Below are 23,975 nucleotides of genomic sequence, written 5' to 3' on the forward strand. Positions count from 1 at the left end.
GGATGCGCGTGCTGCTGACCGGGCACCAGGGTTACCTGGGAAGTGTGATGGCCCCGGCGCTCGCCGAGGCGGGCCACGAGGTGATCGGCCTGGATTCCGGGCTGTTCGCCGACTGCGTCCTGGGCCCCGTGCCCGACGACCCCCGCGGTCACTCGGTCGACCTGCGGGACGTCACCGCCCGTGAGCTGGCGGGGGTGGACGCCGTGGTGCACCTCGCCGCCCTGTCCAACGATCCGCTCGGCTCGCTGGCACCTCAGCTCACCTACGACATCAACCACCACGCCTCGGTGCGGCTGGCCCGGCTGGCCCGCGAGGCGGGCGTGCGCCGGTTCCTGTACGCCTCCACCTGCTCGGTCTACGGCGCCTCCGGCGGCGACGGACTGGTCGGCGAGGACGCGCCGCTGCGCCCGGTGACCCCCTACGCGGAGTCCAAGGTCCGGGTCGAGGACGACCTGGTCACGCTGGCCGACGACGACTTCACCCCGGTGTTCCTGCGCAACGCCACCGCGTTCGGGTTCTCCCCGCGGCTGCGCGCGGACATCGTGCTGAACAACCTCGTCGGGCGCGCGCTGCTCTCCGGGGAGGTGCGGGTGCTGTCCGACGGCACCCCGTGGCGGCCGCTGGTGCACGCCGGGGACATCGCGGACGCCTTCGTCCTGGCCCTCGCCGCTCCCCGGGACGCCGTGCACGCCAGGGCGTTCAACGTGGGCACCGAGCGGAACAACGTGACCGTGGCGGAGATCGCCGCCGAGGTCGTCGAGACGGTGCCCGGGTCCACGCTGGTGGTCACCGGTGAGGCCGGTGCCGACCCGCGTTCCTACCGGGTGGACTTCTCCCGCATCCGCGCCGCGCTCCCCGGCTACGAGGCCCGCTGGACGGTCAAGGACGGCGCGGTCGAGCTGGCCGACGCGTACAGGCGGTTCGGCCTGACCGAGCAGGACTTCCAGCACCGCTTCACCAGGCTCGCCCGGCTGTCGGCCCGGCGCGCCGAGGGCACCGTCGACGACGCGCTGCGACCACACGGGGCGGTCGCCGGTGACGCCTGAGCCGGTGCCGGCCAGCACAGAGGGGCGTGAGATGCACGCCCTGGTCGAGCGGCTCTACCCGCTCTGCCGGAGCATCACCGGCGACGGGGTGCGCCGCACACTGGAGATCGTCGGTGAGTCCGTCCCGCTGCGGATCCACGAGGTGCCGACGGGGACCGAGGTCCTCGACTGGACGGTGCCCAAGGAGTGGAACATCCGCGACGCCTACATCAAGGACCCCTCGGGCGCCCGGGTGGTCGACTTCGCCGAGTCGAACCTCCACGTGGTCGGCTACAGCGTCCCGGTGTCGGCCACCATGCCCCTCGCGGAGCTCCGCCACCATCTGCACACCCTGCCCGAACAGCCCGACCTGATCCCGTACCGGACCAGCTACTATGCGGAGACCTGGGGTTTCTGCCTGCGGGAGAACACCCTGGCCGACCTCCCGGACGGCGACTACGAGGTCCGGATCGACTCCACCCTGGCCGACGGCCACCTCACCTACGGCGAGCACGTGGTGCCGGGCCGGGTCGCCGACGAGGTGCTCGTCTCCTGCCACGTCTGCCACCCCTCACTGGCGAACGACAACCTGGCGGGCATCGCCGTGGCGACCCGGCTCGCCCGGCGGCTGGCCGGGGCCGACCCGTGGTACACCTACCGCTTCCTGTTCATGCCGGGCACCATCGGCGCGATCACCTGGCTGGCGCGTAACCGTGAACGTGCCGCCCGGATCAGGCACGGGCTCGTGCTGGCCTGCGCGGGAGACAGCGGCGCGCTGACCTACAAGCGCAGCAGGCGCGGGGACGCGGAGATCGACCGGGCGGTGCGGCACGTCCTGCGGACCTCGGGACGCGATCACACGATCGTGGACTTCTCACCGTACGGCTACGACGAGCGGCAGTTCTGCTCACCCGGATTCAACCTGCCGGTCGGCTCTCTGACCCGCACGCCGTACGCCGGCTATCCGGAGTACCACACCTCGGCCGACAACCCGGGCTTCGTCTCGCCCGAGGCGATGACGGACACCCTGGAGACCTGCTGGGAGATCACGCGGGTGCTGGAGCGCGACCGTCGTTACCTCAACCTCAGCCCGTACGGCGAGCCGCAGCTGGGCAGGCGGGGGCTGTACGGATCGCTGGGCGGTCGCAGCGACACCAAGCAGGCGCAGATGGCGATGTTGTGGGTGCTGAACCTCTCCGACGGGGAGAACAGCCTGCTCGACATCGCGGAACGGTCCGACCTGCCCTTCGCCGTGGTGGCGGATGCGGCACAAGCCCTGCGTGGTGCAGGACTGGTCAAGGAGCAGCAGAGATGACACGGGTCCAGACCGCTGTGAACCCGGAGGCTCTCAATCTCCGGGTCGGCGAGATGGTGGAGGTGCTCAGCGAGGCCGAGATCCTGGCCACGCTGGATGAGAGGGGCGAGCTGGAGGAGCTGCCCTTCATGCCGGAGATGCTGGCCTTCTGCGGGCAGCGGCTCACCGTGCACAAGGTGGCGCACAAGCTCTGCGACACGATCAGTCGCACCGGCATGCGGCGGATGGAGCGCGCCGTACACCTGACCGGGGCGCGCTGCGACGGGCAGGCGCACGGGGGCTGCCAGACGGCCTGCCTGATCTACTGGAAGGAGGCGTGGCTCAGGCGGGTGGATCCCGGTGATCCCGCCCCCGCCGCGGCGGACGGCACGGCGCATGACCTCGCGGCGTCCGCCGGTCCGGCGGCGGGCCGGCGCCTCCTGCCGGTCGTCGAGGTCGCCGCCAGGAAGGAGCCGGGTCCGGCGGGGGAGGAGCGCTTCTCCTGCCAGGCCACCGAGCTGCTCCGGGCCGCGCCCACCTGCCTGCCGCTCAAGGACGTCCGGCAGTACGTCATGGACGTGCGCACCGGCAACGCGGGCATGTTCTTCACGCTCCGCGCCTTTCTCGTCGGGCTCTTCAACCGCTTCCAGGACCGCAGCGGGCGCGTGCTGCCACGCTGGCTGCGGATCAAGGGGGGCCTCCGGTGGGGGTTCGTCAAGGGCCGGCTCGTCGGCGCCACACCGAGCGTCACCCTGGACCTCCGGCCGGGAGAGCTCGTCCGGATCAAGTCCAAGGAGGAGATCGTCAAGACCCTCAACCAGGACCTGCTCAACCGGGGGATGGGGTTCGAGGAGGAGATGTCGCGTTACTGCGGCCAGACGGCACGGGTGCTCTCGCGGGTCGATCGGTGCATCGACGAGAAGACCGGCCGGATGCTCCAGATGAAGAGCCCGTGCATCGTCCTGGAAGGCGTCGTCTGCGCGGGCGCGTACACCGTCAGCTGCCCCAGGGAGTTCATCCCGTTCTGGCGGGAGATCTGGCTGGAGCGGGTCGAGGAGCCCGCCTGACCCGGCCCCGGCGCTGAGGCGGCGGCGGCACGGCAGGTGGGCTGTGAAAGGTAAGAGATGGAAGACAGACAGGGCGCGGACCCGGCAGCGGTGGACGAGGAGACCGGGCGGCCGGACGCGGCCGCCTCCCAGGTCGGGGAGATCGGCAGGCAGGCCGGCCGCGGGCTGCGCTGGAGCGTGCTGGGCAACCTGGTCATGAGGGCCGGGTCGTTCGCCGTGAGCCTGGTCCTCGCCCGGCTGCTGGTGCCGGAGGACTTCGGCGTCTACGCCATCGCGATGGCCGCCAGCCAGTTCGTCATCCATATCAACGACGCCGGCATCATCGCGGCGACGGTGCAGTGGCGGGGCAAACTGGAGGACATGGCGCCCACGGCGACGATCGTGGCCATCGCCTCCAGCACCGCCCTGTACGGGGTCTTCTGGGTCATCGCTCCCTACTTCGCGCACGCGTCCGGGAGCGAGGACGCCACCTGGGTGATCCGGGTGCTCAGCGCGACCAACCTCGTCTACGGCCTGACCGCGGTGCGCAGCGCGGCCCTGCTGCGCAGGTTCGAGCAGGACAAGCTCACCAAGGCCAACCTGGTGGGCTTCCTGGTGAACGCCCCGGTGTCCATCGTGCTCGCCGCCGGTGGTGCGGGGGCCTTCAGTTTCGCCTGGGGGCAGCTCTGCGGTGCCGCGGTCACCGCGGTGCTGGTGGTCGCCTACGCCAGGGTGCGCATCAAATTCGGCATGAACCGTGCGATCGCCAGGAAGCTGCTGGTGTTCGGGCTGCCGCTCTGCGTCAGCCTCGGTATCGAGGGGCTGCTGCTGAACGCCGACTACGTGATCGTCGGTGACGTCCTCGGCCTCACCCTGCTCGGTTTCTACCTGCTGGCCTTCAACATCTCCAGCTGGGTGCCCGGACTCATCGGCACCGCCGTCCGCTACGTGGCCCTGCCCAGCTTCTCCCGCCTGGCCGAGGAGAACGAGGAGTCGCTGTCCCTGGGAGTACAGCGCGCGGTGCCGCTGCTGTTCTCCATCGTGGTGCCGGTCGCCGTCCTGATGGGGACGCTCGCCCCCGCGGTGGTGGTGTTCCTGTACGGCGAGCGCTGGGCGCCCTCCGCCGAGGTGCTGCGTTTCCTGGCGATCCTGATGGTGGTGCGGATGCTGACCGCCCTGGCGTTCGACATCCTGGCCGCGATGGGCGCCACCAGGGCGACCGTCTGGCTCAACCTGGGCTGGGCGGTGGCCCTGGTGCCCGCGCTGATGGTCGGCGCGCGCGTGGACGGCATCCGCGGTGCGGCGGTCGGGCACGCGGTCGTCGCCGTCCTGGTCGCGTTGCCGCTGGCGACGCTGGCCCTGCACCGGGCGGGAGTGGTCCTGGCCCCGATCGCCGCCGCCCTGGCCCGCCCGGTGCTGGGCGGCGTGCTCGCGGCGGTCGTCATGACGGCGCTGGTCCAGGTCGTCGGTGGCGTTCCGCTGGTCCAGCTGTGCGTGGCGGGCGGCACGGGACTGCTCGGCTACGTCCTCGTCGTCGTGCCGCAGGCCGTACTCAAGCAGCTGGGCGGCCGGGTGACCGATCTGATCCCGGCCCGTTCCCGCTGACCCACGAAGGAGACCGGATGCTTGGAACCGACACGCTGGTGTCCGTCGGACTGCCGGTGCGCAACGGCGCGGCGCGGCTGGAGGGCGTGGTCAGCTCGGTGCTGGCACAGGACCACGAGAACATCGAACTGGTGATCTGCGACAACGCCTCGACCGACGACACCGAGGAGTTCTGCCGGGAGCTGGCGCGGTCCGACAGCCGGATCGCCTACCACCGGCAGCCGCGGAACGTGGGACTGCTCAACAACTTCATCCACGCGGGGCGGATCGCCCGGGGGACGTTCTTCCGCTGGGTCGGTGACGACGACTGGCTGGCGCCCGACTGCGTCTCCGCGTCCCTGCGCGCCTTCGAACAGGACGGACGGCTCATCCTGGTCACCACGCAGGTGGCCTACACCGATCCCGACGGCACGACCCGGACCGGCGTCTACGAGGGGACCGGACTGCGCTCCGACGACCCCGTCGAACGGTTCGCCGAGATGCTGCGCATGCTCAACGAGAGCCACCTGCTGATCGACCCCCTGTACGGCCTGATGCGCCGGGACCGCATGGTGGACATCCCCCGGCGCAACATGCTGCGCGAGGACGAGGTGTTCGCCGCCAAGCTCGCCCTGGCCGGGCCGTGGGGCCACGTGCCCGAGGTGCTCGCCCACCGCAACTGGAAGCACGAGCGCATCAGGGTGATCGGGCGCCGTCTCGGGGTGCCCGCCTGGCAGGCGCACTTCTCCTCCACCCTGCAGTACCTCGAACTTCTGAACTGGGTGCGTGAGTCCGGCCTCACCGGCGAGCAGAGCCGCCGCGCGCGCGCCGCCGCGCACCGGATGTACGCCCGGCGCCAGCGGCGTACGGCCTCCCACCGCGGACGCAAGCTGGTGCGGCTGGCCGGAGAGCTGGTCAGCGGCGGCCGGTTCTCCGAACGCTCCGCGACCGGCCGCTGAGCGCGGGCCGTTCCCGCCGGGAACGGCGACCGGCCGCCCGTGCACGACAGACCGCTGACCGCGGACACGGAACAACAGAACAACAGGAGAGGAGTCAGGATGACCACCGTCTTTTCCAACAGCGTGGTGGACGACGACACCCGGCGCGGCCTGCTCTACGAGGGGAAGGTGTTCACCTACTCCGCGACACCGGCCTCCAAGGAACTCGTCGGCCTCGCCCACCAGCTGATCGCCGAGGCGTTCGGCGGCCGCGATCCGGAGACCGCCCAGTTCGCCATGCCGGTCGAGGAGTTCGCGGCCCTGCTCGCCGAGCTGAAGCCGAGGTTCATCCACCATCCCCGGTGCAAGGAGCTTCTGCCCGCCGTCCTGGCGGATCTCGGCTGCGAGCTCGACCGGACCTACTTCGACGTCCCCCGGCTGCGCACCTCCACCTCCAACGACTACCTCACCTCCGGCATCTCCTACGCCTTCCACCCGCATCGTGACTGCTGGTACTCCGCGCCGTTCAACCAGCTCAACTGGTGGATCCCCATCTACCCGGTGGTGCCGGAGAACGTGATGGCCTTCCACCCCAGGTATTTCGACCGCCCGGTGCGCAACGGCAGCGCCCGCTACGACTACGCCGAGTGGAACCAGACCAGCCGGCTCAGCGCGGCCCAGCACGTGCGCAGCGACACCAGGGAGCAGCCGAGGCCCGAGGAACCGGTCGAGCTCGATCCGCAGGTCCGGGTGGTGCCCGAGCCGGGCGGGGTGATGCTGTTCTCCGGCGCGCAACTGCACTCGACGGTCCCCAACACCTCGGGCAGGACCCGCTTCAGCATCGACTTCCGGACCGTGAACATCGACGACGTGCGCGCACGCCGGGGCGCGGCGAACGTGGACGCGGCCTGTACTGGCACCACCCTGCGCGACTTCGTACGCTGCACGGACCTGGACCCGATGCCGGAGGAACTGGCGCTGGAGTACGAGGCCGAGGCCCTGGCCCGGCTGAGCTGACGGGCCCCGGCCGCCGGCCACGGCGGGCGGCGGCTACGGCGCGGGGCGTAGGGCCGCGCGCATCCGCGACATCCTGGCCCGGGCGGCCGCGCGCAGCGCAGGCCAGCTGCGGTGACGCTGGAAGGGGAGTTCGAAGACCGCGGCGAACGACCGGGCCGCCAGCAGGCTCACCGGTACGGCCAGCGCGAGGACGGTCAGGAACGACGGAAGGCCGGCCGGCAGGTGCGGGGCGACGACCGACTGGAACAGCACCACGACGATCGGGGCGTGGATCAGGTAGAGCGTGTAGGAGAAGGAACCCAGGCTCCGGATCGGCCGCAGGTCCAGCAGCCGTACCAGCGCCACCGGCCGGCCCGTGGACACCGCGGCCAGGAGCAGGCCGACGGCGGGGCCGAGCGCCATGTCGATCCAGAAGTAGTTTTCCACCGTCCACACCGAGCCCCGTACCACGATCACGACGGACACCGGGACCGCGGCGAGCAGCGCCATCCAGTGCCACGGCAGCCGCCGTACGTGCTCCTCGGCGGCGATGACACCCGTGGCGACCACCCCCACCGCGAACAGCACGGCGAACTGGGGGGTCAGCCGCATCAGCATGTCCACGAGGGGCACGCCGGGCGCCAGCAACCCGACGGCCGCCACGACCACGGTGACGGCCGCCAGCATCACGGCCGCGCCCGCCCGGCGGAGGACCAGCAGCAGGAGAGGGAAGACCAGATAGAGCTGGGCCTCGACGGCGATGGACCAGAAGGCCCCGTTGGGACTCGGCGCGCCGAACAGGTCCTGGAGCAGCAGGCCGTAGACGGCCACCGACTTCGCCGTGGGCGCCCCTTCCCCCGGCTGGGGGACCAAGGTCCAGGCGATCACCAGGCTGAACACCAGGGCGGCCCAGTACGGCGGGAGGATGCGCCAGGCACGTCGCCGGGCGAACCGGCGCACGCCTCCGAGCCGCCACGCCGACCGGGCGGGGGAGACGGCCAGCGAGAAGCCCGAAAGGACGATGAAGACGACCACCGCGAAGTGCCCGTAAAGGAGCCAGCCGAGCCAGGCCGGGCCGGTGTTGGCCGGATAGCCCGGAAAGGACAGCAGCCAGCAGTGGTGCACCATGACGAAAAGGGCCGCCACGCCACGGATCCCGTCGAGCCCCGCCAGACGGCCGCGTTCCGTGGAACCATGGACGGTGGTGCCGGTCGTTTCGTCCCGGATGCCCTCTTCGGAGGACGTCATCCGATCAGCCCCCGTCTCGGGCCGATGCGGGCCCTCGTATCCGCCCTTTTTTGGGCTATCCACGGGTCTATCGCTGTATGGTCGCCAGACGTAACATCCCATGAAGGGATGCGACCGGTCTGGTTCCCTGTCCGCCCGATGTAACGAGAAGCACATATTTCTCGATTGGTAACTGTATTGCCTCGGGGGTTGGCAGTGCCCCGGCACAAATAGGGGGCGGAGACCTATGGACTTCTGGAAAGCCGTTTTCGGCCTTGTCAGACGAAAACTCATCGGCCCTCCGCTGCTGGCGCTCTCGCTTGTCACCGCCGCCCTGGTCTTTTTCCTGATGCCGACGTACTACGTGTCGACCGCGTCCATGGTGCTGACCATTCCGGCCACCGGTGGAACGCTCTCATCCGACCCCACCCGGCCGATCGGGCTGACCAATCCGCTGCTCCAGTTCAGTGACGGACTTCGGGTCACCGCCGGCATCCTCATCCTGTCCATGAACACTCCGGAGGTCGCGGCCGACCTCGGCGTGGTGAAGGACGGGCCCACCCAGATCACGATCAACGACGGCCGTACCAACCCGGATCTGCTGGGCATCAGCACCAACGGCCCGTTCGTCTACGTCGAGGTCCAGAGCAGGTCCGCCGCAGCGGCCCAGGACGTGGTGCTCAAGGCCAAGCAGCGCATCCGCAGGGAGCTGACGAACCGTCAGCAGGCGCTCAGGGCCCCGCGCTCCACCTTCATATCGGTCGTCGACGTGGTGCCCTCGTCCACCCCCGAGGCCAAGATGACCGGCAAACTGACGGCGGGCGGCGGGGCGCTGTTCGCCGTCCTCTTCATCGGTCTGGGCATCGCGTACGGCGTGACGCAGATCCGGGCGGGACGTCGGCGGTCCGTCGCCGACGTCCACCCGTCCGTCCCGTCCGTCCCGGGCGCCTCGGCCGGGTCCGGCCGCCCGGACCACCGTGACGGGCCGGTGGCCGAGCAGCCCCCGAAGGCCGTCTCCCCGTCACCGGAGGCGGACGAGTCCGGGGAAGGACCGTTCCACGACGACTCCCTGCAGCTCGTCGTCGTGGTGGACGACGAGGAGGGGCCGTTCGCGCACCGCGAGGAGCAGAGCATGGACACCATCGTCTTCATGCGCGCCGGCGGCCGGGACGAGCACGACAAGTAGAGCACCGGCAACCACCGTTGGCAGGCTTCGGTCCGGTTGACCGCTGTCCGGTTCGGGGAGGAAGCGCATGGACTTCTGGGGGACGGTCCTCGTCCTGTTGCGGCGTTGGTACATCGTCATGCCGACGTTCGCGCTGTCCCTCGCCACCGCCGCGGGCATCTACTCGACGATTCCCACCACCTACATCTCCAGCGCGGTGCTCATCCTGACCACGCCGACCACCGGTGGCAGCCTGCCGAGCAACCCGAACGTCCCGAACGGCCTGACCAACCCCATGCTCAACTTCGACAACGGGCTCAACGTCTCCGCCTCGATTCTCATCGCGGTGATGGGGACGCCGGACATGGCGGTCGAGCTCGGTGCGGTGGAGGGCGGGGACACCTCCTTCAAGGTCACCAACGGCGGCAACAACCTGGAGTCGCTGGCCACCGGACCCTTCCTCTTCATCGAGGGGGAGAGCGCGTCGGCCCAGGGGGCACTGGACATCGTGACCCGGGTCATCGCCCGGGCGAGGCGCGAGCTGTTCGAGCGCCAGGAGGCGGTGAAAGCGCCCCGGGTCACCTACATCACCACCTATGAGGCGGTGCCGCCGACCACCCCGGAGGCGCAGCGCGGCCGGAAGCTACGCGCCGTCGCCGCCGCGGTGGGCGTCGGCGCCGTGGCGAGCCTGTGCGCCGCGTTCGCGGCCGAGAGCTTCGCCTGGACGCGCAGGGCACGGCGTCGCGACGACGGGCCGGCCGCCGCTGACCACACCGACGCGGAGGAAGCGGGCGGGGCGTCGCCGGGCGTGTCCGCGCTCAACGGCCGCCTGCCGGCCGGCGGCCCGGCGGTGAGGCGCTGATGACGGCCGTGCCGGCCGGCCTCACCCTGCCGGTCCGCCAGCGTGCCGACGGGGCGACCCTGGTCTGCTTCTTCGTCGCCGCCCTGATGATCGTCCCTGCCCGCCTGGTCTTCCGGGTGCTGCCGCTGTCGATCACCCCGGCCAACCTCGTCGCCCTCATCGCCACCCTCTGCTGGCTGTGCGCGCATTTCACGCTCACCCTGGGGATGGCGAAAGGCCGCACACCGGTGCGCACCGCGCTGTTCGTCTTCCTGACCGCGATGACGGCGACCTTCGGGTACGCCACCTACGGCTACCTCCCCGCCGACGAGCTCAAGCTCGCCGATCACGCCCTGATCCTGCTGGTGGCCGGTGCCGGCCTCGCGCTCATGGTCTGCGACGGGGTCCGCGGCCCCGAGCGCCTGGACTTCGTGCTCAAGGCCGTCGTGGTGGCGGGCGCGGTCATCGCGGTGATCGGAGCCTGCCAGTTCCTGTTCGACCTCGACCTCACCCGCTACCTGGAGCTTCCGGGACTCCGCTACACCTCCGAGGACGGGTTCGTCAGCGCGAGATCCGACTTCCGCCGGGTCGCCGCGACGACCGGCCATCCCATCGAGTTCGGCGTGGTGTGCGCGATGCTCCTCCCGATCGCCGCCCACTACGGGTTCCAGGCCCGCGAGCGCGGCGAACCGGCCCTGCGGTGGTGGGCGTGCTCGGCCCTGATCGGGATGGGCCTGATGTTCTCGGTCTCCCGGTCGGCGGTGCTGAGCCTGATGGGCGTCGCCTTCGTGATGTTCCTCGGCTGGCCGGGCCGGCGGCGGATCCAGGCGCTGCTCGTCGTGCTCGGCTTCCTGGTCGTGATGAGATTCATGGCTCCCGGGCTCATCAACACGTTCTACAACCTGTTCGCCAACGCCGGCACCGACGACAGCGTCCGCTACCGCACGCACGACTACGCGGTCGCCGGCTACGAGATCGCCAAACACCTCTGGCTGGGCCGGGGGGCGGGCACCTGGTACGCGCCCAAGCACCAGGTCTTCGACAACCAGTACCTTCTCTCCGCGGTGGAGACAGGGCTGATCGGCATCGCGACGGTCGTCGCGCTGTTCGTGTGCGGTATCTACTCGGCTCTGCGGGCCCGCCACCTGAGTGCCGATCCCGGTGCCCGCGACCTCGGTCTCACCCTCGCCGCCTGCCTGGTCGTCCCGCTGATCGGGGCGGCGACCTTCGACCTGCTGTCCTTCGCCACCGTCACCGGCCTGTCGTTCCTGCTGGTCGGCGCCGCGGGGGCGCTGCTCCGCAACGCGGTCGAGACGGCCAGGCGGGACCGCGAGTCCGCTGCCCCCTGGCGGGCCCGCGTCGGCGAGGCGGCCAGGGAGCTGATCCGCAGGCCGGGCAGGGTGGGCGGTTAGCGCGGGACCCAGCCGTCCTGGGCGATGGCTGTGGGTACGGTGCGGACCTCACGGGGTGTCGAAGCGGCGGGCCAGGAGCACGAGGCCCCCGGCCGTGACGGTCAGGACGGACGAGATGACGATCACGCCGGACCACCCTCCCGTCTGCCACAGGTAGACGGCCAGCGCCCCGAACGCCGAGCTCCCGGCATAGTAGGCGAGAAGGTAGAGCCCCGAGGCCTGCCCCACCCCCACGCCGACGCGGTGCGCACGGCCCGCCACCCAGCCGCTGACCAGCGAGTGCGTACCGAGGAAGGCGAAGGTCAGCACGCCGACCCCGGCGACGATCGCGGGCAGCCCCGGCGCGGCGGTGAGCAGGATCCCCGTGAGCAGCAGGGCCACGCCCAGCAGGGCCACCGGGCCGCGTCCCCGCCGCAGCGCCAGCCGCCCGGCGACGGGCGGTGCCGTGATGCCGAACGGGTAGGCCGCGTACACCAGCGTGGCGGCCTCGCCCATGAGGTACGGCGCCGCCTGCAGCCGGAAGGACAGCGCGTTGTAGAGCCCGGCGAACGCCCCCATCGTGGCCGCTCCGACCAGGCACAGCAGCACCAGGGCAGGATCGCGCAGGGTCAGCGCGGTATTGCGGGCCAGCCCACGCGGCCGGGAGCGCTCGAACCGCCGGGAGGGTGGCACCAGCACCCACAGACCGACCGCGCACAGCAGCGTGATGCCGCCGATGACGGCGCCGGCCCCGTGCCAGCCCCAGCGCGCTTCCAACGGTCCGGGCAGCAGCCGTCCCGCCGCCCCGCCGAGGGCCGTCCCCATGATGTAGGTGGCGTTCGCGCGCAGGTGCGCGGCCGGATGGATCTCCTCTCGCAGATAGGCCATCGCCACTGCGGGCAGCCCGGCCAGCGCCATGCCCTCCAGGCCGCGCAGGACCAGCAGGCTGTTCCACGTCGGTGCGAATGCGGCCGCCAGACCCAGCACGGCCGAGCCGACCAGGGAGATCCGCATGATCGGCACCCGGCCCACGGCGTCGGAGAGAGGGCCGATGAACAGCAGCGCCACGGCCATCGTGATCGTGGACAGCGACAGCACCGCGGTCGCCTCCGACGCCGACACCCGGTAGGCGACCGCTATGCCGGGGAGCAGCGGCTGGACGTGGTAGAGGGCGAGAAAGTTCGCCAGCCCGCCGAGCATCAGCCCGGTCGTGATCCGGCTGTAGGCGCGCTCGCCCGGCTGGTATTCGGACGCGACGGCCTGGCGTGTATGGATGGCGGTCACGCTCCGATCGTGGCCCGCCCACGCTGATGCTCCAAATGCAGCATTTGACAGTGCTGATGCGCGAATTGCATCATCCCTGTATGGACCTGCAGACCCTGCGCTGGTTCCTGTCGTTATGTGACACGGAGCACATGCGTGACACCGCGGCGATCGAGGGCGTCAACCAGTCCACGCTGTCGCGGGCGCTCGCCCGGATGGAGGCCGACCTGGGCGTCGAGCTGTTCCACCGGCGCGGGCGCCGGCTCGCCGTCAACCGGTTCGGCGCGCTGTTCCGCGAGCACGCCGTCCGGGCCGTCGCCGAGCTGGACGGCGCCCGCCGGCGCATCGACGCGCTGGTCAACCCCGACTCCGGGCTGATCAGGCTGGGGTTCCTGCACTCGGTGGGCCGCTGGCTGGTCCCTGAGATCCTCCGCGACCTCCGGGCCGTCGCCCCGGGAATCCGTTTCGAGCTGCACCAGGGCTTCGCCAGGGAGCTGTTCGCCTGGCTTCACCACGGCGACATCGACGTCGCCCTGGTCACCCCGCCGCCCGAGGGGGACGGCACGCGCTGGCATCCTCTGCGCGAGCAGCAGCTCTGCGTCGCCCTGCCGGCCGGTCACCCGCTCGCCCCGGTCGAGGGGCTGACGCTCGCGGACGTGCGCGAGGAGCCGTTCATCGCCTTCGCCCGCACCACGGACCTGCGGAAGGTCATCGACGGGCTGTGCCGGGAGGCCGGGTTCGAACCGGTCATCGCGTTCGAGAGCGAGGAGATCGCCACCGTGCGCGGCCTCATCGGGGCGGGGCTCGGGGTGGGGGTTCTGCCGCTACCGGCCGTGCTGGAACACGACGACCCCGTCTACCGCCCGCTCGCTTCGGGGCAGCGGCGTCCCATCGGGCTGGCGTGGAACGGGTCGCCGATCCCTACCGCGGCGACCGCGATGTTCGTGCGGCACCTCGTCGCGTCCGGCGGGCAGGGGGCATGCCCGTGATCTCCTTGCCGAGGGCGCGTCCCGCCGAGCCTTACCCGTCGCTGCCGATCCTGAGCCCGTGGACGCCGCCGTCCTCGATGTCTCAGCGCTCCGCGTGGCCGCCGGGCCGGGGCGCTGTGCCCAGGCTCGGCGGCGTGTGGTCGACGTCGGTCGCCCCGGCTTTCCCTGTCAGCTCATGCAGGGCAGGGGGCCGACGGTCGAGGTGATGCGGTAGTCGGCGTCGATGGTCACCAGTGAGTTGTCGGCCCACTTGATGGTGGCGCAGTCGGCCTCGACGGGCCCGTAGATCCAGGATCTGTCGACCAGCCTGTTGCCGCGCATGACCAGGTTCCCGCGCGCGTTCTTCAGCTGGATGCTGTAGGTGCCGCCCATGACGAGGTTGTCGGTGACGACGGCGTCGACGATCTGCTTGTCGACGAGGAAGATCGGTGCGGTGATGTCCTTGGCGTGGCGCTGGTCGACGGTGTTGTGGTCGAAGATCAGGCCCTTGCCGGTGTTGTAGGTCTGGATGCCGTCGGAGTGGTCGCCCGGGTTGGAGCACAGGTCGACGTAGGAGTCCCGGATCGTGACGTCGTCTCCGGCTGCGCGGAAGCCGTCGCCGTGACCGCGGATGAGCACCCGGGTGGCGGTGTATTTGTCCTGCCCGATGCCGGGGAGGGTCTGGCAGCGCTTCGCGGTCCCGACGGTGGAGTCGGTGATGGTGAACGAGAAGGTGTCGTCCCCGTCGGCGTTGATGACACGTCCGTCGATCTGGCTGTTGCTGACCCTGACATCGTCTGCGTTGATCAGCAGGTCACCGGGGATGTGCACGCCGTCCAGCACGGCGCCCCGCGTGGTCACCCGGTAGGCGGTGCCGTCCTCGTTGAGGGCGCTCATGGCCAGTTTGGTGCCGGGCGGCACGCCGGTGCAGGCCGGGGTCGGGTAGCCCGCGCAACCGCTGCCGCCCGGTTCGAGGGTCGGCGTCGGTCCGGCGGTCAGTGTCGGCTTCGGCGCAGGGGGCGTGGTCGGGGCGGGACCGGGATCATCGGTCCTGGTGGGGCTGGGGCTGTGTGTCCCGGTCGGTTTGGGAGTGTGTGTCCCGGTCGGCTCGGGGGCGGGAATGCCGGTCCTGGTGGGGCTGGGACCGGGAGTGCCGGTCGGGCTGGGCGTGGCGCTCGGCTCCGCCGTCTGGTCCGGGCCGGCGGTGGCGCTGGGGCTCGGCGTCCGGTCCGGGTCCTCGGTGGGCGTCGCCGACGGCGACGCGGGCGGGCCGGTGGGGACCGGTGTCGGGGGCCGGTGGCGCCAGCGGAAGATCACGTCCACCCAGTAGTTGTAGCCCTTGGGGTTCGACCGGCGGGGGAAGGCGCTGTGGCCGTACCCGAACACTCCCGCGTTGCGGGACGTTGTGGCCAGCGGACCCGACCGGGCGGTGTCGAAGCCCCTGCTGCCCACGTAGTTGCCGTCTTCGCTGTGGTAGGAGACCGTGTAGAGCTGTTTGGCCGCCAGCCGTACCGGCGAGGCGAAGCGGGCCTCCTGCCAGCCCGACCCGCTCTCTCCTGCGAAGGTGACGCCCGCCAGCCGTCTGCCGTCCGCGTTCCACAGGCTTCCGGTGTGCCTGCCCTTGTCGCCGCGGGCCTTGTAGAAGCGGACGCCCGTCACCACGCCGCTCTGGGCGGCGGTGAAGCGCATCCCCAGCTCGACGGGGGCGCGGTCGGCGTGTGATGCGGCCTTCACCTCGGTGCTCGGCGACCAGAAGCTCGTCTCCTTGGGCTCCTGCGGCTCGGCGGCGGGTGCGGGCCGGGCTGCGGCCGCCTGTTCAACGGTGACGTCGCCGCGGGTGATGAACCAGACAGTGGGTGCGGATACCGCCACAAGGGCCACGATCAGGGCTGTTGCCGGCCCCGAGCGCGACCGCCGGCGGCGGGGTAACCCGCCCTCGCTTTTTCCACCACGGCGTGGGGAGTGTGCACTGGCCATTTCTCTGACCTCCGCGCCGATTTGCGGTCGGCTTGACAATGTGTCCGTTTGGTCCTCGCGCAGAGGCCATTGTTGCGGTTGAGGTCATAGGGACGCATCAGTTTCGCGGGTATTGCCCAGAAGTGTTATCAACTAACGATTGTCTGGTATGTCGCTTACTGGCTCTTCGGTCACGGCGGGGCATGCAGGCCAATATGCCAACAACGGGATAAATCAATTATGCGGTCAGCCCGCGCAGGCCAGCGGGCCGACGGTCGAGGTGACACCGTAGTTCTCGTCGATCGTCACCAGCCAGTTGTCCGCCCAGTCGATCACCTTGCACTCAGAATCGACCGGACCGTAAACCCAGGATTTGTCGACCAGTTTATTGCCGCGCATGACGAGCTTTCCGCGTCCGTTTCTCAGCTGGATGCTGTAGGTGCCGCCCATGATCAGATTATTGGTGACGGCGGCGTCGACGATCTGCTTGTCGACGAGGAAGATCGGTGCGGTGATGTCCTTGGCGTGGCGCTGGTCGACGGTGTTGTGGTCGAAGATCAGGCCCTTGCCGGTGTTGTAGGTCTGGATGCCGTCGGAGTGGTCGCCCGGGTTGGAGCACAGGTCGACGTAGGAGTCCCGGATCGTGACGTCGTCTCCGGCTGCGCGGAAGCCGTCGCCGTGACCGCGGATGAGCACCCGGGTGGCGGTGTATTTGTCCTGCCCGATGCCGGGGAGGGTCTGGCAGCGCTTCGCGGTCCCGACGGTGGAGTCGGTGATGGTGAACCGGAAGGTCCTGGGCCCGTCGGCGTTGATCACGATCCCGTCGATCCGGCTGTTCCTGATCGTGACGTCGTCGGCGTGGACGAGCAGGTCACCGGGGATGTGCACGCCGTCCAGCACGGTGCCGGGAGTCCGCACCCGGTAGGCGGCGCCGCCCTCGTTGAGGGCCGTCACGGTCAGCTTGGTGCCGGGCGGCACTCCGGTGCAGGCCGGGGTCGGATATCCGGGACATCTGCCGGCTCCGACGGTGGGCTGACCGGGGGATCGGGTGGGCGTGCTCGTCGGGCCCCCGGCCGGAGAGGACGTGCATCCCGCCAGGAACGTCATGGTGACCACCGAGACGGCAGCGAGCAGACTGACCCATCGCATCGTCGTTCACTCCATCGCGTCGGGACGGCAGAGCCGATCCCGCAATTGTGCCCATGATCCAGCGGAAAGATCCCGCTCACTGATCGCTGAGACCGGAAGCGGCCAGTGGATTCCCAGCCCGGGATCGTCGTAACGGACGGAGAGGTCCTCGGCGGGGTCGTGCTCCCGGTCGATGCGGTAGCAGACGTCGGTCTGCTCGGTCAGGGCCTGGAATCCGTGCAACAGCCCCGGTGGCACGTAGAGGGTGACGAACGACTCGTCGTCGAGCAGGACGGAGGTCTGCTCGCCGAAGGTGGGCGAGCCGGGACGGGCGTCGACCAGCACGTCGTGCACCGCTCCACGCGCGCAGCGCACCAGCTTGGCCTCACCCCGTCCGGCGCGGCCGTGCATCCCGCGGACCGTCCCCCGCCGCGAGCGGGACTGGCTGTCCTGCACGAAGCGCGCGGGGTCCAGCCCGGACTCCTCCGCCGCGGCGGTGTCGAAGGTCCTGGTGAACAGTCCCCGGTCGTCACGGTGTGGCGTCGGTATGAACAACAGCACGCCGTCGATTTTGCTTCGTTCTACTCTCAACTCGTCAGCCTTTTCTCACGGTGGTCGGGAGGCGTTCGGCGTGAACGACGCTGCGGATGAGCACGTTCCACCGAAGTCCGGGCGGGCTGATGGGCGGCAGCCGATCGCCAGCGTCGTCGTGCCCGCGCACAACGAGGAAGCCGTCATCGCGGGCGGCCTGCGACGCCTGCTCGCGGGAACGGTCCCGGGCGAGTTCGACGTGGTGGTGGTGGCGAACGCCTGCTCCGACCGCACGGCGGAGGTCGCCAGGCAGGCCGGTGTCCGCGTCGTGGAGACGCCGGTGCCGGGTAAGGCCAACGCGCTGCGGCTCGGCGACGGGACCTGCCGGACCTTTCCCCGGGTGTATCTGGACGCAGACGTCGAGCTGGGCGCCGCCTCGGTGCGCGCGCTCGTCGCCGCCGCCGAGCGGCCCGGCGTGCTCGCCTGCGCCCCCGTCCCCGTCTGGGACCTGGACGGGGTCGGCTGGGTGGCCCGGCGCATGCACAAGGTGCACGACCAGCTGATCGCGCCGTTCCGGGCGCTGGCGGGGGTGGGGGTCTACGTCCTCACCGAGCGGGGCCACGCCAGGGTCTTCCCGCTGCCGGATGTGATCTCCGACGACGGCTGGGCGCACGGCGGCTTCGCTCCTCACGAGCGGGTGGTGGTGACCGGGGCACAGTCGCTGGTGCGTCCGGCGAGGACCATCTCGGCGCACCTGAACCGGCGGGTGAGGGTGCGCCTGGGCAACCGGCAGCTCGCCGAGCTGGGCCGGTCCGCCGCGGAGGGACGCCTGCGGCTGAGCTCCCTGGGCACCCTCGTGGCGAGGCGGAAGGTGAGCCCGCTCGACGCGGGCTGCTACCTCACCGTCCTGCTCATGGACCGGGCGTTGACCCGGATGCGTGCCTCGCGTGGTGGTCAGGTGGCGTGGGGCGCCGACACCGGCAGCCGGTCCCAGGCGGGCGGATAGTCCGTGCGGGCCCGCCGAAGGGCTGGTCCCGGCCACGACGGCCGCCCGGCCGGTACGGCGAGGCGGCCCGCCGCTCCCGCGGCCGGTGGGGTCAGGCACCGGCCCGCTCGGTGATCGCATACACCCGGACCGAGCCGAAGGGGCCGTCCTGCGCGGCCTTACGCCCCAGCGTCACCGTGCGCAGGTGCCGGAATCGGCCGGTGCCGAGCAGGAGCTCCTCCTCGACCGGGTTGAAGTAGATCACCGTGACCGCGCGCGGGTTCCGGTCCACGGTCGCGATCAGCCTCTCGATCGTGGCGGCGAAGGTGTCACCCCGGAAGGGGTTGTTGAGGAACACCACGCTCACATCGTCGGGGATCTCGTAGTCGAGCACATCCGACTGGACGAGGTGGACGTCCTCGCAGCGCAGGCGGAGGCGGGTGCCCGCGATGTTCTTCCGCGCGATGTCGTTGAGCTCCTCGGACAGCTCGACACCGATCACCTTCCTGAACGGATAGCGAGCCGCCGCCTCCAGCACCATGCGCCCCATGCCGGAGCCGAGGTCGATGAACACGTCGTGCTCGCCGACGTCGCGCCGGGGCAGCGCGCGTCGCAGGGTCTGCCAGTTCGCCGCCGAGTAGTAGACCCTGTCCTGCCGCGCGAGCCCGAACTCCGCGAGGCTCACGACCTCCGAGGTCCGTACTCCGTACCGGCGCTCGAACAGGAGCTGTCCGGTGGTACGGCGCAGCCATCTGTAGGACCGCCGCAGTCCCTCCGGCAGTCCGGCGGCGGCGGCCGTGACCGTGTCGGTGCAGCTCTCCAACAGGGAGGCGATCTCCGTGGTGACGGCGGTCTCGATGAGGACGCTCACGGTGTTCGCTCCTTTCTCGCTCGGACGTCAGGAACAGGCCGCCTCGTAGGCGGCCAGGAGTGCGACCCTGGAGCGTTCCCACGACAGCGGGCCGGTGACCCGGGCCTTGCCCGCCTCGCCCATCCTGCGGCGTTCCTGCGGATCGTCGAGCAGCCGGGCGATCAGCTTGGCGAACTCCGGCTCGTCGTTGGCCGGTGCGTACACCGCGGCGTCTCCGGCCGACACCCTCGCCTCCCGGAGATCGAAGGAGACGATCGGGCGGGCCATCGCCATGTACTCCATGATCTTGTTCATGGTGGACACGTCGTTGAGTGGGTTGAGCGGGTCCGGAGCCAGGCAGACGTCCGCGGCGGACAGGTAGCGCAGCAGGTCCTCGTCCGGGATCCGGCCGGTGAACTCGACCGAGTCCGACAGGCCCAGTTCGCGGGAGAACGCGACCATGTCCTCGAAGGTGTCGCCGCCCCCGACGAACACCGCGTGCCAGTCCGTGCGGCCCAGGTCGTCGCGGAGGCTGGCCAGCGACCGCAGCGCGTAGTCCACGCCGTCCTGCGGGCCCATCACCCCGAGGTAGCAGAGCAGGTGCGGCTTCCCCCGTTTGATCGACTCTTCGACGGGGACCCGGTGGAACCGCTCGACCGCCGGTGCGCTGCGCACCACGAACACCTCTCCGGGCCGCTTGCCGCCCCTGGTGATCGCGACCTCGCGGTAGCTCTCGTTGGTCGCGATGACCACGTCGGCCGCCCGGTAGGTGAGCCGCTCCAGCCGGCAGACGGCGCGGTAGAGGAAGTCCTCGCCGCGATCGAACCGGGACAGATAGAGCTCGGGCACCAGGTCGTGCTGGTCGAACACGAACCGCGCCCCGCGCCGTTTGAGCATTCTCGCCACGAGGAACAGCAGGTCCGGCGGGTTGCACGCGTGCACGACGTCCACCGGTCCGATCCGCCGGGCGAGCCGGAAGGTGTGCCACAGCGCCGAGCCGTACTCCTGCAGGTAGCCGAGCGGGCCACCGGTCGCCGCCCGGAGCGGGTAGCGGTGGATCTTCACCCCGTCTATCTCGACGTACGGCTCGGTGTCCCGCTTGGCTCCCCGGGGGCAGATGACGTGTACGTCCCAGCCGGCGTCACGCAGCGTGGTGCTCTCCTGCCACACCCGGCGGTCGAACGGTACGGAGAGGTTCTCGACGAGAATGAGTGCTTTACCAGCCAAGGCCCACGTATCCAGGATGTGCCCGGCGCGTGTCGGCGTCGGGAAGGCGGACGAGGTCGATGATCGTGCGGTCGCCCGCGCCGTCGAGCGCGCTCAGCACGGCCGGGTCCTTGCAGCCGACGACGCACACGTCGGCGTGCGCGAGCACGTCGTCGGCGGAGGTGCTCAGCAGGTCGCCCAGGTGCGGCAGCCTGCTCTCGATGTATTCGCGGTTCGCCCCCATCAGGCGTGACAGGGAGACGTTGGCGTCGTAGATGCGCAGGTCGTACCCCTTGCCGAGGAGACGTTCGGCCAGCTCCACCAGCGGGCTCTCCCGCAGGTCGTCGGTGCCCGGTTTGAACGACAGCCCGAACAGCCCGATCCGGCGGCTGCCGGCCGCCGCCACCAGCTCGAAGGCGCGTCGCAGGTGGTCCTCGTTGGAGGGCAGGACGTGCGAGAGCAGCGGCACCGACACGTCGGCCCGCCGGGCCGCGTACACCAGTCCCCGGAGGTCCTTGGGCAGGCACGAGCCGCCGAAGGCGAAGCCCGGCCGCAGGTAGGCCGGGCTGATGTTGAGCTTGCGGTCGGCGAGGAAGACGTCCATGACCCGGTGCGAGTCCAGCCCGATCGCCTGGCAGATCGCCCCGATCTCGTTGGCGAAGCTGATCTTCAGGCCGTGGAAGGCGTTGTCGGCGTACTTGGTCATCTCGGCGACCGCCACGGGGACCCGGAAGACCTCACCCGGAATGCCGTCGTACAGAGCGGCGACCGCGTCGCCGCTCGCGATGTCGAACTCGCCGATGACGGTCTTGGGCGGCTCGAAGAAGTCGCGCACGCTCGTGCCCTCGCGCAGGAACTCCGGGTTGACCGCCACGCCGAAGCCGGTCCCGGCCCGCAGCCCCGAGGCCCGCTCAAGGATCGGGATGAGCAGGTCGGCGCAGGTGCCGGGGAGCATGGTGCTGCGGAAGACGATCGTGTGCCGGTCGCTCTTGCCGGCCAGCACGTGGCCGATCTGCTCGGCCACCCGCTCCAGGTAGGTGGTGGACAGGCTGCCGTTCGGCGCGGACGGCGTGCCCACGCAGATCAGCGAGATGTCGGTCGAGTCGACCGCTTCGGCGACGTCGGTGGTGGCCCGCAGGGCTCCGCTCCGTACGACCTCGGCGGTCAGTTCGCCGATCCGCTCCTCGACGACCGGCGCCTGACCCCGGGAGATGAGGTCGATCTTGGTGGGATTGACGTCGACCCCGATCACCTCGTGGCCGCTGGCCGCGAGACAGGCCGCGGAGACGCAACCGACATAGCCGAGCCCGAACACACTGATTCTCACGTGCGCTGCCTCCATCGCATCACTTGCCGGCTGGTTGCGGGGTAGGAGGCGCTTTGCTAAGCCTCGCCCGACTCACCCGTTAGTCGGGTGATTTCTTTCGATCGTTACGATTTCGAGAAGTGCTCCCCCGGCGGGCCGGTCGCGATTATCGATTGAAGGTGCGGAATTTTCGTGCAATATGTCGCAAACTAGGGCCGAGTGCGGAGGATTTCGCCGTGGTGACCATGGAGTCCCGCGCCCGCCGCAACGCCTGCCGCGCCGAACTCCTGGTCACGATCCCCTGGCACACCTGGGTCTCACCGGTCTTGGCCCGCCGTTTGTACTCGTCGTCACCCCGCCCGAGGTCGATGCGCGTGATACCCAGGGCCGGAGCCGCGGTGGCGAGCTCGCGCAGCAACATCCATCCGGGGGCGAGCCCCGCGAAGGCCGGATCGTAGACCGGAAACCACCAATGCAGGACATTTTCCGACCGAATTCCGAAATGCGCCGCGACCAGATGGGGGCCGGCATGCAAAGTGGACAGAATTCCCCCGAATGAGGAGTCGCGGGTATGCAGCAGCCGGGTCAACAGATCATGGCGGTCCGGTTCGGCGAAGTAGTCTCTGGCGCCCGTGGCGGCGTACTGCGCGCGTTTGAGCTCGACCACCCGGCTCAGAAGCTCCGTGTCGACCGCGTCGGCGACGAACCGCACCGTGCCGTGGGTCCGCTCGGCCTTCGCGGCACGGCGGCGGGCCTGGCCCATGTTGTCCTTGCCGCTCCGCGACGCCCGGCCCAGATATCCCTCCAAGCCGCCGGAGACGTCCAGGAACGGTGACGGGCACCGGGACTCCACCCAGGGCTCGAAGTCCGCGCAGCCCTCGACCAGATGGTCGAACGCGAAGCCGCGCACCCCGCCGGTGAGCAGCGCCAGCGGAGGGAAGGAGGAGCCGGGGGCGAGTACGGGCCCCTGGAAGTCCGCAGCAGGCCAGCCCGCGGGCCTGGTCAGCGAACGCTCGCGGTGGTGGGGCAGCAGAGCGCGGACGCCGCCCGCCTGGTCCCTGCCCACGGCGACCCGCACCTCACGGCCGCCGGCGTGTACGGCCGCGGCGAAGCCGGGGTGGAAGTAGGGGCTGTCCAGCAGGGGGTTGGCCGCGCGGAGCAGGTGCCAGGCGTCCAGCTCCTCCGCGGTGAGCGCGCCGAACCCCACGGTCCGCACCGTCTGTACGGCCTGCGCCGTCTGTGTCCTCCGGGCCGTCACGGGCCGGGAGGGGATGGAGGCGCCAGGCTCGCCGGACTCCTCGTTGGCGGGCATGCTCATCGTCGTTCCCCTCATCGGCGGCCGGGTCAATCCGCGAGCTTCTGGAGCCGGCGCGACGGCCGCAGCAGCGCCACGACCGACGCCCTTGACGTACGGCGCCCAGCCAGCGCCCGCAGCCCCTCGCCGAGGACGACCGCCAGGTAGTAGACGAACGCCGCCGGTGTGCTCCGGCGACGGCGGAACAGCTTCACCTTGTTGACGATGAGCAGCGCGGCGAGAGTCGGGTTGACTCCCGAGTCGCCGCCGATGTGCTCGACCACGGATGCCGGTTCGTACCAGAGCGCCCAGCCGCGGTCGGCGGCACGGAGCGCGAATTCGGTCTCCTCGCTGTAGAGCAGGAAGGACTCGTCCCACGGGCCGATCTCCCTGATGACGTCGGTGGAGACGAGCATGGCCGCGCCCGTCGCCCATGCCGCGGCGCCCGGCCGTTCGTACTCCCGAGGGTCGGTGACCAGCTCGCCCAGGGTGCCGATCCGGCCGGCGAGATCTCCGCCGATCACCGCCTCCGCCAGCGCCCTGCGCACGGTGGGCGTCCTGCGCAGAGAGGGCTGCAGGCTGCCGTCCGGATTGGTCAGGCGGGGTACGGCGATGCCGCGCCCCGGCTGCCGCAGGGCGTCGGCGAGTGGGGCGAGCGCGCCCGGGTGCAACCTGCAGTCGGGGTTGATCACGAACACCGCATCGAGCTGCTGGATGTCCAGTGCCTCGACGCCCGCGTTGACCGCTGCCGCGTAACCGGCGTTCCGGCCGAGCTGGACGGTCTGGAGCGGCAGACCGGACGCCTTCTCGGCGATCCTGAGGGAGTCGTCCTTCGAGGCGTTGTCGGCCACGACGACGCCTTCGAGGCGCACGCCCCGCGAACCGTCGAGGAGGGAACGCAGACAGCCTCCGAGTACCTCCGCACTGTTGTACGTAACGATCACTACGGCGATCCGGGGGGTACCAGGCGTCATATATTCG

General features: G+C 70.4%; 21 protein-coding genes. 11 read left to right on the forward strand and 10 right to left on the reverse strand.

Annotated features, from left to right (window positions below):
- Nucleotides 1-2: 2 nt before the first annotated feature.
- The 6 genes from FHR32_RS16600 (at nucleotide 3) to FHR32_RS16625 (ending at nucleotide 6,904) form a co-directional block, all read left to right on the forward strand.
- Nucleotides 3-1,046 carry an NAD-dependent epimerase/dehydratase family protein gene (locus tag FHR32_RS16600; protein ID WP_184755136.1) on the forward strand — a complete coding sequence of 348 codons (1,044 nt, stop codon included), beginning with the start codon at nucleotides 3-5 and terminating at the stop codon, nucleotides 1,044-1,046.
- A gap of 4 nt (nucleotides 1,047-1,050) precedes the next feature.
- On the forward strand, nucleotides 1,051-2,340 hold the full coding sequence (locus FHR32_RS16605) for a DUF4910 domain-containing protein (RefSeq protein ID WP_312882400.1): 1,290 nt from the start codon (nucleotides 1,051-1,053) through the stop codon (nucleotides 2,338-2,340).
- Nucleotides 2,337-3,386: a hypothetical protein gene (locus FHR32_RS16610; protein WP_184755137.1), complete on the forward strand. Its 1,050-nt coding sequence runs from the start codon at nucleotides 2,337-2,339 to the stop codon at nucleotides 3,384-3,386. Before FHR32_RS16605 ends, FHR32_RS16610 begins: the two co-directional genes overlap by 4 nt.
- Before the next feature lie 57 nt (nucleotides 3,387-3,443).
- A complete protein-coding gene (locus tag FHR32_RS16615; RefSeq protein WP_184755138.1) occupies nucleotides 3,444-4,970 on the forward strand; it encodes an oligosaccharide flippase family protein in 1,527 nt (508 codons plus the stop codon).
- A 17-nt stretch (nucleotides 4,971-4,987) separates the two neighbouring features.
- Nucleotides 4,988-5,908, forward strand: a complete 921-nt coding sequence (locus FHR32_RS16620; RefSeq protein WP_184755139.1) for a glycosyltransferase family 2 protein — start codon at nucleotides 4,988-4,990, stop codon at nucleotides 5,906-5,908.
- 99 nt (nucleotides 5,909-6,007) lie between these two features.
- The gene (locus FHR32_RS16625) at nucleotides 6,008-6,904 is read left to right on the forward strand and encodes a phytanoyl-CoA dioxygenase family protein (RefSeq protein ID WP_184755140.1); all 897 of its coding nucleotides are present in this window, start codon (nucleotides 6,008-6,010) and stop codon (nucleotides 6,902-6,904) included.
- Nucleotides 6,905-6,937: 33 nt separating this feature from the next.
- Here FHR32_RS16625 and FHR32_RS16630 read toward each other — a convergent pair whose 3' ends face one another.
- Nucleotides 6,938-8,131, reverse strand: coding sequence for an acyltransferase family protein (locus tag FHR32_RS16630; RefSeq protein WP_184755141.1), 1,194 nt, complete (start codon nucleotides 8,129-8,131; stop codon nucleotides 6,938-6,940).
- Nucleotides 8,132-8,357: 226 nt separating this feature from the next.
- Between FHR32_RS16630 and FHR32_RS16635 the strand changes: the two genes are divergently transcribed.
- The 3 genes from FHR32_RS16635 to FHR32_RS16645 all read left to right on the forward strand — a co-directional run bounded on the left by FHR32_RS16635 (nucleotide 8,358) and on the right by FHR32_RS16645 (nucleotide 11,528).
- The gene (locus FHR32_RS16635; RefSeq protein WP_184755142.1) at nucleotides 8,358-9,296 is read left to right on the forward strand and encodes a hypothetical protein; all 939 of its coding nucleotides are present in this window, start codon (nucleotides 8,358-8,360) and stop codon (nucleotides 9,294-9,296) included.
- Nucleotides 9,297-9,363: 67 nt separating this feature from the next.
- On the forward strand, nucleotides 9,364-10,137 hold the full coding sequence (locus FHR32_RS16640; RefSeq protein ID WP_184755143.1) for a hypothetical protein: 774 nt from the start codon (nucleotides 9,364-9,366) through the stop codon (nucleotides 10,135-10,137).
- Complete coding sequence (locus FHR32_RS16645; RefSeq protein WP_221465431.1) at nucleotides 10,137-11,528, forward strand: O-antigen ligase family protein; 1,392 nt, start codon at nucleotides 10,137-10,139, stop codon at nucleotides 11,526-11,528. Before FHR32_RS16640 ends, FHR32_RS16645 begins: the two co-directional genes overlap by 1 nt.
- Nucleotides 11,529-11,576: 48 nt before the next feature.
- On the opposite strand, the gene FHR32_RS16650 is transcribed toward FHR32_RS16645, so the two are convergent.
- Nucleotides 11,577-12,791 carry an MFS transporter gene (locus FHR32_RS16650; protein WP_184755144.1) on the reverse strand — a complete coding sequence of 405 codons (1,215 nt, stop codon included), beginning with the start codon at nucleotides 12,789-12,791 and terminating at the stop codon, nucleotides 11,577-11,579.
- An 80-nt stretch (nucleotides 12,792-12,871) separates the two neighbouring features.
- Between FHR32_RS16650 and FHR32_RS16655 the strand changes: the two genes are divergently transcribed.
- Nucleotides 12,872-13,759 carry a LysR family transcriptional regulator gene (locus FHR32_RS16655; protein ID WP_184755145.1) on the forward strand — a complete coding sequence of 296 codons (888 nt, stop codon included), beginning with the start codon at nucleotides 12,872-12,874 and terminating at the stop codon, nucleotides 13,757-13,759.
- 168 nt (nucleotides 13,760-13,927) lie between these two features.
- Here FHR32_RS16655 and FHR32_RS16660 read toward each other — a convergent pair whose 3' ends face one another.
- From FHR32_RS16660 to FHR32_RS16670, 3 genes are all read right to left on the reverse strand, one after another.
- Nucleotides 13,928-15,610 carry a DUF4082 domain-containing protein gene (locus tag FHR32_RS16660; RefSeq protein WP_184755146.1) on the reverse strand — a complete coding sequence of 561 codons (1,683 nt, stop codon included), beginning with the start codon at nucleotides 15,608-15,610 and terminating at the stop codon, nucleotides 13,928-13,930.
- A 330-nt stretch (nucleotides 15,611-15,940) separates the two neighbouring features.
- A complete protein-coding gene (locus tag FHR32_RS16665) occupies nucleotides 15,941-16,843 on the reverse strand; it encodes a right-handed parallel beta-helix repeat-containing protein (RefSeq protein ID WP_184755147.1) in 903 nt (300 codons plus the stop codon).
- A 6-nt stretch (nucleotides 16,844-16,849) separates the two neighbouring features.
- Nucleotides 16,850-17,413 (reverse strand): dTDP-4-dehydrorhamnose 3,5-epimerase family protein, encoded by a 564-nt coding sequence (locus FHR32_RS16670; RefSeq protein WP_184755148.1) that lies wholly within the window; start codon nucleotides 17,411-17,413, stop codon nucleotides 16,850-16,852.
- Nucleotides 17,414-17,453: 40 nt separating this feature from the next.
- Between FHR32_RS16670 and FHR32_RS16675 the strand changes: the two genes are divergently transcribed.
- Complete coding sequence (locus FHR32_RS16675) at nucleotides 17,454-18,359, forward strand: glycosyltransferase family 2 protein (RefSeq protein ID WP_184755149.1); 906 nt, start codon at nucleotides 17,454-17,456, stop codon at nucleotides 18,357-18,359.
- 91 nt (nucleotides 18,360-18,450) lie between these two features.
- On the opposite strand, the gene FHR32_RS16680 is transcribed toward FHR32_RS16675, so the two are convergent.
- The 5 genes from FHR32_RS16680 to FHR32_RS16700 form a co-directional block, all read right to left on the reverse strand.
- Complete coding sequence (locus tag FHR32_RS16680; protein WP_184755150.1) at nucleotides 18,451-19,209, reverse strand: methyltransferase domain-containing protein; 759 nt, start codon at nucleotides 19,207-19,209, stop codon at nucleotides 18,451-18,453.
- A gap of 27 nt (nucleotides 19,210-19,236) precedes the next feature.
- Nucleotides 19,237-20,415, reverse strand: coding sequence for a glycosyltransferase family 4 protein (locus tag FHR32_RS16685; RefSeq protein ID WP_184755151.1), 1,179 nt, complete (start codon nucleotides 20,413-20,415; stop codon nucleotides 19,237-19,239).
- Nucleotides 20,405-21,721, reverse strand: a complete 1,317-nt coding sequence (locus FHR32_RS16690) for a nucleotide sugar dehydrogenase (RefSeq protein WP_184755152.1) — start codon at nucleotides 21,719-21,721, stop codon at nucleotides 20,405-20,407. The genes FHR32_RS16685 and FHR32_RS16690 overlap by 11 nt, the downstream gene beginning before the upstream one ends.
- Nucleotides 21,722-21,866: 145 nt before the next feature.
- Nucleotides 21,867-23,018: a GNAT family N-acetyltransferase gene (locus FHR32_RS16695; protein WP_246466176.1), complete on the reverse strand. Its 1,152-nt coding sequence runs from the start codon at nucleotides 23,016-23,018 to the stop codon at nucleotides 21,867-21,869.
- Between the two features lie 26 nt (nucleotides 23,019-23,044).
- Nucleotides 23,045-23,968, reverse strand: a complete 924-nt coding sequence (locus tag FHR32_RS16700) for a glycosyltransferase family 2 protein (RefSeq protein WP_184755153.1) — start codon at nucleotides 23,966-23,968, stop codon at nucleotides 23,045-23,047.
- Nucleotides 23,969-23,975: the final 7 nt, after the last annotated feature.

Origin of the sequence: Streptosporangium album (genome assembly GCF_014203795.1) — a bacterium.
Lineage (GTDB): Bacteria > Actinomycetota > Actinomycetes > Streptosporangiales > Streptosporangiaceae > Streptosporangium > Streptosporangium album.